This is a genomic window from Actinacidiphila sp. bgisy144 (assembly GCF_057708105.1).
The window spans coordinates 1-9,337 of record NZ_JBYIRM010000068.1 but is presented as its reverse complement, the minus strand read 5'-3'; the positions used below and the strand labels follow the sequence as shown (position 1 = coordinate 9,337).

Annotated in this window: 1 protein-coding gene; it reads right to left on the bottom strand. The window is 70.0% G+C overall.

The window, feature by feature from the left end:
- Positions 1-9,336 (bottom strand): SDR family NAD(P)-dependent oxidoreductase (locus tag AC3EVP_RS36395; RefSeq protein ID WP_435137943.1); only part of this gene is annotated, 9,336 nt, incomplete at its 3' end.
- Position 9,337 lies beyond the last annotated feature (1 nt).

The following is a 9,337-nucleotide window of genomic DNA, read 5'->3' as shown; positions in this document are numbered from 1 at the left end:
ATCACCCGCACCATCAAGGAACCCACCCACCCGGGCATAGGCAGCGCCCTCATCACCAGACGCGAACAGGCCCGACGTATCCCAGCCGCGGTTCGCCGGGAAGCCCGACATCGCATCGGAGCCTTCCGCAACCAGCCGCCAGAAACCCTCCGGATCCTCCACCCCACCCGGGAACCGACAACCCATCCCCACAATCGCCACCGGCTCATCCACCCCGACACGGACGGCAGATACAGCAGATACGGCAGCCACGCCGTCAGTCCCGCACGCCTCTGTGACCAGATACCGGGCCACCTCCAGCGGCGTCGGCTGGTCGAAGACCAAGGTCGCGGGAAGACTCAGGCCGGTCTCGGCCGCGAGCCGGTTACGCAACTCCAGCCCCGTCAGCGAATCGATACCCATGTCACGGAACGCCCGCTCGGAATCGATGTCAGCCGAGCCGGCATGACCCAGGACAACGGCCGCAGCAGCTCGGACGATCTCCAAAACCTCCTGCTCACGCTCAACGGAACCGAGCCCGACCAACCGGGCCGCCAAACCGGCCTCGTCCACGGCAACGGCCGCGGTCGGGCGGGCCAGAGCACCCCCAGCCAGACCCCGCAGTAGCGCGGGCACCGGCCGACCTCCACGAGACAGCCGCGTCAGGTCCAAGCGGGCCGGGACCGCCAACGGCACACCCCACGCGACCGCGGCCTCGAACAACGCCAGACCCTGCTCCGTCGACATCGGCTCGAGGCCACCACGACGCAGACGAGACATACCAGCGCCATCCAGATGCCCGGTCATCTCCGAAGTCTGTTCCCACAGGCCCCACGCCAACGACTGACCGACCAGGTGACGATCCCGGCGATAGACAGCCAGGGCGTCCAGGAACGCGTTCGCCGCCGCGTAACTGCCCTGCCCCGCACTGCCCATGACCGCCGCAGCCGAGGAGTACAACACGAACCCGGCCAGTCTCATGTCCTCGGTCAGCTCATGCAGGTTCCAGGCCGCGTCAGCCTTCGCCGACAGCACCGGCGCCATCCGCTGCGGCGTCAACGACTCCACCGTGGCGTCATCGATCACCCCCGCGGCGTGCACCACCGCCGTCAACGGCCGCTCCACCGCAACCTTGGCCAAGACCGAGGCGAGGGCATCCCGGTCGGCGGCATCGCCGGCCACCACCCGCACCTCCGCGCCCAGCTCAGCCAACTCCGCGACCAGACCAGCCACCCCCGGCGCCGCCGGGCCACGCCGCGACACCAACACCAGATGCCGCATGCCACGCACGGTGACCAGGTGCCGGGCCAGTTCCCCGCCCAGGGTCCCGGTCCCGCCGGTCATCAAGACGGTGCCCTGCGGGTCCCACTCGACGGGCGCAACTCCGGGCTCCTTCGTCACGCCCCGGGCCAGCCGACGCCCGAACACCGCCACACCGCTGCCGCCGTCGGCTGCGGGACTGATGCGGATCTCCGGCTCATCGGCACCCAGCACCGCAGCCAAGACGGTGTCCACGTCAGTGTCCCGGGCAGGGTCCAGCCCTGCCGTCGGGTCGACGTCGACCAGCAGCACACGCCCCGGGTGCTCCGACTGCGCCGAACGCACCAAACCCACCACCGCGGCACCGGCCAGGTCCTGCCCGGTGGCCGCGCCCTTGGTCCAGATCACCAACCGCGCGTTGTCCGTCTCGGGATCGGCCAGCCACTCCTGCACCCAACCCAACACCGTCGCAGCAGCCTGGTGAGCCGCCTCCGGCGCCGAAACCCCCGACGGGGCAGCCGGCACCACCGCCACCACCACCGGAGCCACCTCGGACCCACCGTGCCGCACCCACTGCACCGCATCCGCCGAAGCCTGCGCCGGCAGCGGAACCCAGTCCACCGTGAACAGCGACTGCCGCACCTGCCGACCGGCCCCACCCAACTGCCCCGGCGCAACCTCTCGCAAAGCCAGTGACCGGGCCGCCAGCACCGGCTGACCAACACCGTCGAACGCCGTCACCGAGACCCCGCCCGACCCGGGCGCCAGCACCACCCGCAGGTGGCGGGCACCGGCGGCCAGCAGTTGGACGCCCGACCACGCGAACGGCAACCCCGTCCGCACGGCATCACTGCCACTACTGCTGGTGGCGAGGAGACCATGCAAAGCCGCGTCGAGCAAAGCAGGATGCAGCCCGAACCCCGCCGGATCAGCCTCCGCACTCTCAGGCAGCTCAACCTCGGCGTAGACGGTGTCCCCGGCCTGCCACACCTGACGCAGGCCCTGGAACGCCGGCCCGTACTGATAGCCCCGCCCGGCGAACTTCTCGTAGGCATCGTCGACCGGAACCGACACCGCACCCGCCGGAGGCCAGACACCCAGCGGGGCAGGGACCGGCTCGCTGCCGACCGGAGCCAACTCGCCCACCGCGTTCCGCACCCACTCGCCCTCCCCCTCACGGGAAGAGACCACGACCGTGCGTCGACCACTGCCGCCATCACTGTCGCCGACGTGGACCTGCAACTGCACGCCACCGGAGGTGGGAAGGACCAGGGGCTCCTGGAGCGTCAACTCCTCCAGGACACCGCACCCCGCCAGATCGCCGGCGTGGACGGCCAGGTCCACGAACGCCGTCCCCGGCAACAGCACCGTGCCGTGGACCGCGTGGTCGGCCAACCACGGCATCGCAGCCAGCGACAACCGACCCGTCAACACCAACCCGTCGCCCTCGGCCAGCCACACCGCAGCCGCCAACAACGCATGCCCGGAACGCTGCTGACCAGCCGACGAAGCATCCCCACGACCAGCCACCGGCTTCGGCCAGTAGTGCTGCCGCTGGAACGCATACGTCGGCAGCCCAACCTTCACCGCCCGACCCTCACCGCCGGTCACCGTAGCCCAGTCCACGTCGACGCCTGCGGTCCAGGCGCTCGCCAGTGCGGTCAGCCACCGGTCCCGGCCACCGTCACCACGCTGCAAACTGGCCGCCGCGACCAGGCCCTCACCCGCCTGCGCGACCGCCATACCCAACACCGGATGCGGACTCACCTCCACAAACACCCGATGCCCCTCAGCCGCCAGCGCGGCCAGGACCTCACCGAACCGCACCGGCTCCCGCAGGTTCCGATACCAATACCCGCCATCCAGCTGGGCGGTATCCACCACCCGCGCCTCAAGCGTCGAATAGAACGGCACCGCACCACTGACCGGGGACAGTCCCGCCAGATCCTCAGCCAGACTCTCCCTCACCGCCTCGACATGTGCAGTGTGGGAGGCGTAGTCGACCGCGATCCGTCGCGCCCCGCGCTCCGCAAACGCCTCCGCGAACTCCGCACACGCCTGGGCGGCACCGGCCACCACCACCTGCCGGGGAGCATTGACCGCCGCCACCGACAAGTCCCCACCCCAGCGGGCAATCCACTCCCCCACCTCGGCCAGACCGGCCGGCACCGACACCATCCCGCCCGTGCCCGCCAGATGCCCGGCCAACGCCCGACTACGCAACGCCACGACCCGCGCGCCGTCCTCCCACGACAACCCACCTGCCACACACGCCGCCGCAATCTCCCCCTGACTGTGACCCACCACCGCCACCGGCTCCACCCCCACCGCCCGCCACAACGCGGCCAAACTCACCATCACCGCCCACGACGCCGGCTGCACCACCTCCACCCGCGACAACAACCCCTCATCCCCCAACACCTCACGCAACCGCCAACCCGTCAACGGCTCCAACACCCGCTCACACCGCTCCATCGCCGCCGCAAACACCGGCTCCTCCTCCCACAACCGCACCCCCATCCCCACCCACTGCGCACCCTGCCCCGCAAACACAAACACCGGCCGCGACACAGAACCAGCAACCCCCGCCACCACACCGGCCGACTCCCGCCCCGACACAGCAGCAGCCAACCCCTCCACCAACTCACCACGGTCCCGGCCGACCACCGCAAGCCGGTGCGAGAACCCAGTCGTCCGCGTCACCGCCAACGACAACGCCACATCCCCGACCGAGACCTCAGGGCGAGCATCGACGAACTCAGCCAACCGACCCGCCTGCGCCACCAACGCCGCATCAGACCGCGCCGACACCACCCACACCACCGAACCCGCGGCCAACTCCAACTCGGAGGTGGACACCAACCCGTCGTCGGCAGGGACGTCCAGGGCAGGGACATCCTCTGCAGGCTGCTCCAGAATGACGTGGACGTTCGTGCCACTGATCCCGAACGCCGACACACCCGCACGTCGCGGACCAGAACCCGCCGGCCACTCACGCGGCGCGGTCAGCAACTCCACCGCCCCCGCCGACCAATCCACATGCGACGACGGAGCATCCACATGCAGGGTCTGCGGAAGCATCCCGTGCCGCATCGCCTGCACCATCTTGATCACACCCGCCACACCCGCAGCCGCCTGCGTGTGACCGATATTCGACTTCACCGACCCCAGCAACAACGGCCGGCCCTCCGGCCGACCCTGCCCATACGTCGCCAGCAGCGCCTGCGCCTCGATCGGATCACCCAACGCCGTCCCAGTGCCATGCGCCTCCACCACATCCACATCACCCGGCTGCAACCCCGCACTCGCCAACGCCGCCCGAATCACCCGCTGCTGCGAGGGACCGTTCGGCGCCGACAGACCATTACTGGCCCCGTCCTGGTTGACCGCACTACCCGCCACCACTGCCAACACCCGATGCCCACGCGCGCGAGCAACCGACAACCGCTCCAACACCACCACGCCAACGCCCTCACCCCACCCGGTGCCGTCAGCCGCCTCCGCGAACGGCTTGCACCTCCCATCAGCAGCCAACCCCCGCTGCCGCGCAAACTCAGCGAACACTCCCAAAGCAGCCATCACCGTAACCCCGCCAGCCAACGCCAGCGAGCACTCACCCGACCGCAACGCCTGCGCCGCCAGGTGAATCGCCGTCAACGACGACGAACACGCCGTATCAATCGAAACCGCAGGACCCTGCAACCCCAACGCATACGCCACCCGACCCGACGCCACACTCGCCGTCGTCCCCGTCATCCCGAAGCCGCCGGCACCGTCCTGTTCGCTGATCCGGTAGGCGGACGTAATAACGCCGGCGTACACCCCGGCATCAGTACCCCGCAGCGACCCCGGGGTGATACCCGCGTCCTCCAACGCCTCCCAGCACGTCTCCAAGAGCAGCCGCTGCTGGGGATCCATCCCCAACGCCTCACGCGGACTGATCCCGAAAAACTCCGCATCGAACCCACCAGCGCCACCCACAAAACCGCCCACCCGGGCGTAATCCTGGCCCCCACCATCGGGATCGAAAACACCCGAACCCTCCAGATCCCAGCCACGGTCACCAGGGAACCCCGACATCGCATCGGTCCCCCCGGCAACCAACCGCCAGAAACCCTCCGGGTCCTCCGCCCCACCCGGGAACCGACAACCCATCCCGACAATCGCCACCGGCTCATCCGCCCCCGCACGGACCGCCGGCACAGTAGCGCCCCCGGCGGTCCCTTCGGCTCCTTCGGTTCCACACGTCTCCGCCACCAGATACCGGGCGAGCTCAACCGGTGTCGGCTGATCAAAAACAAGGGTCGCGGGAAGAGTGAGGCCGGTCTCGGTAGCGAGCCGGTTGCGCAACTCCAGCGCGGTCAGCGAATCGATCCCCATCTCACGAAACGCCCGCTGGGGGTCCAATTCCCCCGGACTGGCATGACCCAGCACCACCGCCGCAGCGGTCCGGACGACCCGCAGGACCTCCTCCTCACGATCGGCCGGGCTGAGCCCGGCCAGCCGCGCGGCCAACCCGCCTCCACCCGCGGCTGCCGCGGCAGCGACAGGACGACCCGGAGCACCCGCCGTCAGACCACTCAACAACGGTGAAGGCGAAACACCCGGACGAGACAGCGCGGCCAAGTCCAAACGGGCCGGAACCATCAACGGCACACCAGACGCGGAAGCAGCCTCGAACAGCGCCAGACCCTGCGCAGTCGACATCGGCTGAACACCGCCGCGACGCAGACGGGACAGGCCCGCGCCCTCCAGCTGCTCGGTCATCTCAGAGGTCTGTTCCCACAGGCCCCACGCCAGCGACTGACCGGTAAGGTGACGTTCCCGGCGATAGACAGCCAACGCGTCCAGGAACGCGTTCGCCGCCGCGTAACTGCCCTGCCCCGCGCTGCCCATGACCGCCGCGGCCGAGGAGTACAGCACGAACCCGGCCAGGCCCGCGTCCTCGGTCAACTCGTGCAGGTTCCAGGCCGCGTCAACCTTCGCCGACAGCACCGGCAGCATCCGCTGCGGCGTCAGGGACTCGACCGTCGCGTCATCGATCACCCCGGCGGCGTGCACCACCGCCGTCAACGGACGCTCGACCGCAATCTTGGCCAGGACCGAGGCGAGAGCGTCCCGGTCGGCGGCATCGCCGGCCACCACCCGCACCTCCGCGCCCAGCTCAGCCAACTCCGCAACCAGACCAGCCACCCCCGGCGCCGCCGGACCCCGCCGCGACAACAACACCACATGCCGCATACCGCGGACGGTGACCAGGTGCCGGGCCAACTCCCCGCCCAGGGTCCCCGTCCCGCCGGTGACCAGGACGGTGCCCTGCGGGTCCCAGGCGGCGGGGACGTTCAGCACGACCTTGCCCACATGCCGGGCGCCCTGCACATACCGCAGCGCCGCCACCGCCTGCGACAACTCGAAACACGTCACCGGCGGCGGAGTCAGTACCCCGGCCTCGAACATGCCGCCGAGCTCAGCGAACATCTCTGCGATCCGGTCGACACCCGCGTCCATCAGATCGAACGCCCGATAGATCACCCCAGGCCGGTCCTGGGCAACCTGCTCGGCATCACGGATGTCGGTCTTGCCCATCTCGACGAACCGCCCACCACGCGGCAGCAACCGCAGCGACGCGTCCGTGAACTCCCCCGCCAGAGCGTTGACGACCACGTCCATGCCCGCACCACCGGTCACGGCCAAGAACCGCTCACAGAACGCCAGATCGCGCGTCGAGGCAATGTGGGTGTCCGCCACGCCCATCGCCCGCAAGGCGGCCTGCTTCGCCGGACTCGCAGTCGCGAAGACCTCCAAACCCCACGCCCTCGCCAGCTGCACCGCAGCCGTGCCCACGCCGCCGGTCCCGGCATGGATAAGGACTCGCTGCCCCGGGCGGACCTGGGCCAGATCCCGCAGCGCATAGAGCGCGGTCAGGAACGTTGCCGGCACCGATGCGGCCTGCTGGAACGACCACCCCCGCGGCACCGCAGCCACCAGCCGGCTGTCCACCACCCCCACCGGCCCCCACCCCGGCACCAGACCCATCACCGACTGCCCCACCACCAGACCATCCACCCCCGGCCCGGCCTCCAGCACCACCCCAGCGCCTTCCCCGCCCAGCACTCGACCGTCCGCAACCATCCCCAGCCCATGCAGCACGTCATGGAAGTTCAGCCCGACCGCACGCAGGCCCACCCGAACCTGCCCCGCCGACAGCGCCGCGCCTGCCTCGGGCGCATCAACCACCGCCGTACTGCCCAGATCACCCGGCTCGGTCACCTCCACCCGCCACCCTGGGTTCCCGGGCAGAATAAGCTCCCCCGCCGCGACCCCGGCCCTCGCCAACCGCCTACCGAACGCCGCCACACCACTGCCGCCGTCAGCAGCCGGACGGATGCGGATGTCGGGTTCGCCGGCATCCAGGGCCAGGGACAGGACGGCGTCCACGTCCACTTCGTTGGCAGGGTCCAGGCCGGCCGCCGGGTCGACATCGACCAGCAGCACACGCCCCGGGTGCTCGGACTGCGCCGAGCGGATCAGACCCGCCACTGCCGCACCGGCCAGGTCCTGCCCGGCGGACGCACCTTGGGTCCAGACCACCAACCGCGAACCAGCGGTCTCGGGATCGGCCAGCCACTCCTGCACCCAACCCAACACCGTCACAGCAGCCGACTGAGCCGCTACTGGTACCGAATCGCCCAACGGGGCAGCCGGCACCACCGCCACCACCACCGGAGGAACCTCTTGCCCGATAGCGGGGGCCGTCTGGCCGTGCCGCGTCCACTGCACCACGGCGGTGTCAGAGCCCTGCGGGGCAGGCAGCGGGACCCAGTCCACCGTGAACAGCGACTGCCGCACGTGACGAGCAGCCCCACCCAACTGCCCCGCCGCAACTTCCCGCAACGACAGCGACCGCGCCTGCAAGACGGGTTCACCAACAGCGTCGAACGCGGTGACCGAGATCCCTCCCGACCCGGGTGTCAGCACCACCCGCAGGTGGCGGGCACCGCCCGCCAGCAAACGCACCCCCGACCACGCGAACGGCAGCTCCGTCCTCCCAGCATCACTGCTACTACTGCTACTACTGCTGGCGACGAGGAGACCGTGCAGAGCGGCGTCGAGCAAAGCGGGGTGCAGGCCGAACCCGGCAACATCACCGTCCGCGGCCTGGGGCAGCTCGACCTCGGCGTAGACGGTGTCCCCGGCACGCCATGCCTGGCGCAGGCCCTGGAACGCCGGACCGTAGGCGTAACCGCGCTGGGCGAGCCTCTCATAGGCGCCATCCACCGGAACCGGCTCCGCACCGACCGGCGGCCAAACACCCAACGGAACAGGAGCGCTCTCGGCCCCGACCGGCGTCAGCACACCGACCGCGTTCCGCACCCATTCGCCCTCCCCCTCACGGGAAGAGACCACGACCGTGCGTCGACCACTGTCGCCATCGCTGTCGCCGAGGTGGATCTGGACCTGCACGCCGCCAGAGGCGGGAAGGACCAGGGGCTCCTGGAGGGTCAGTTCCTCCAGGACACCGCACCCGGCCAGGTCCCCGGCGTGGACGGCCAGGTCCACGAACGCCGTCCCCGGTAGCAGCACGGTGCCGTGGACCGCGTGGTCGGCCAGCCACGGCATCGCGGCCAGCGACAACCGACCCGTCAACACCAACCCATCACCATCAGCCAGCCACACCGCAGCCGCCAACAACGCATGCCCGGAACGCTGCTGACCAGCCGACGAAGCATCCCCACGACCGGCCACCGGCTTCGGCCAATAGTGCTGCCGCTGGAACGCATACGTCGGCAGCCCAACCTTCACCGGCCGACCCTCATCAGCAGTCACCGCGGCCCAGTCCACGTCGACGCCTGCGGTCCAGGCGCTCGCCAGTGCGGTCAGCCACCGGTCCCGGCCACCGTCACCACGCTGCAAACTGGCCGCCGCGACCAGGCCCTCACCCGCCTGCGCAACCGCCATACCCAACACCGGATGCGGACTGACCTCCACAAACACCCGATGCCCCTCAGCCACCAACCCGGCAACAACCTCACCAAACCGCACCGGCTCCCGCAAATTCCGATACCAATACCCCCCATCCAGCTGGGCGGTATCCACC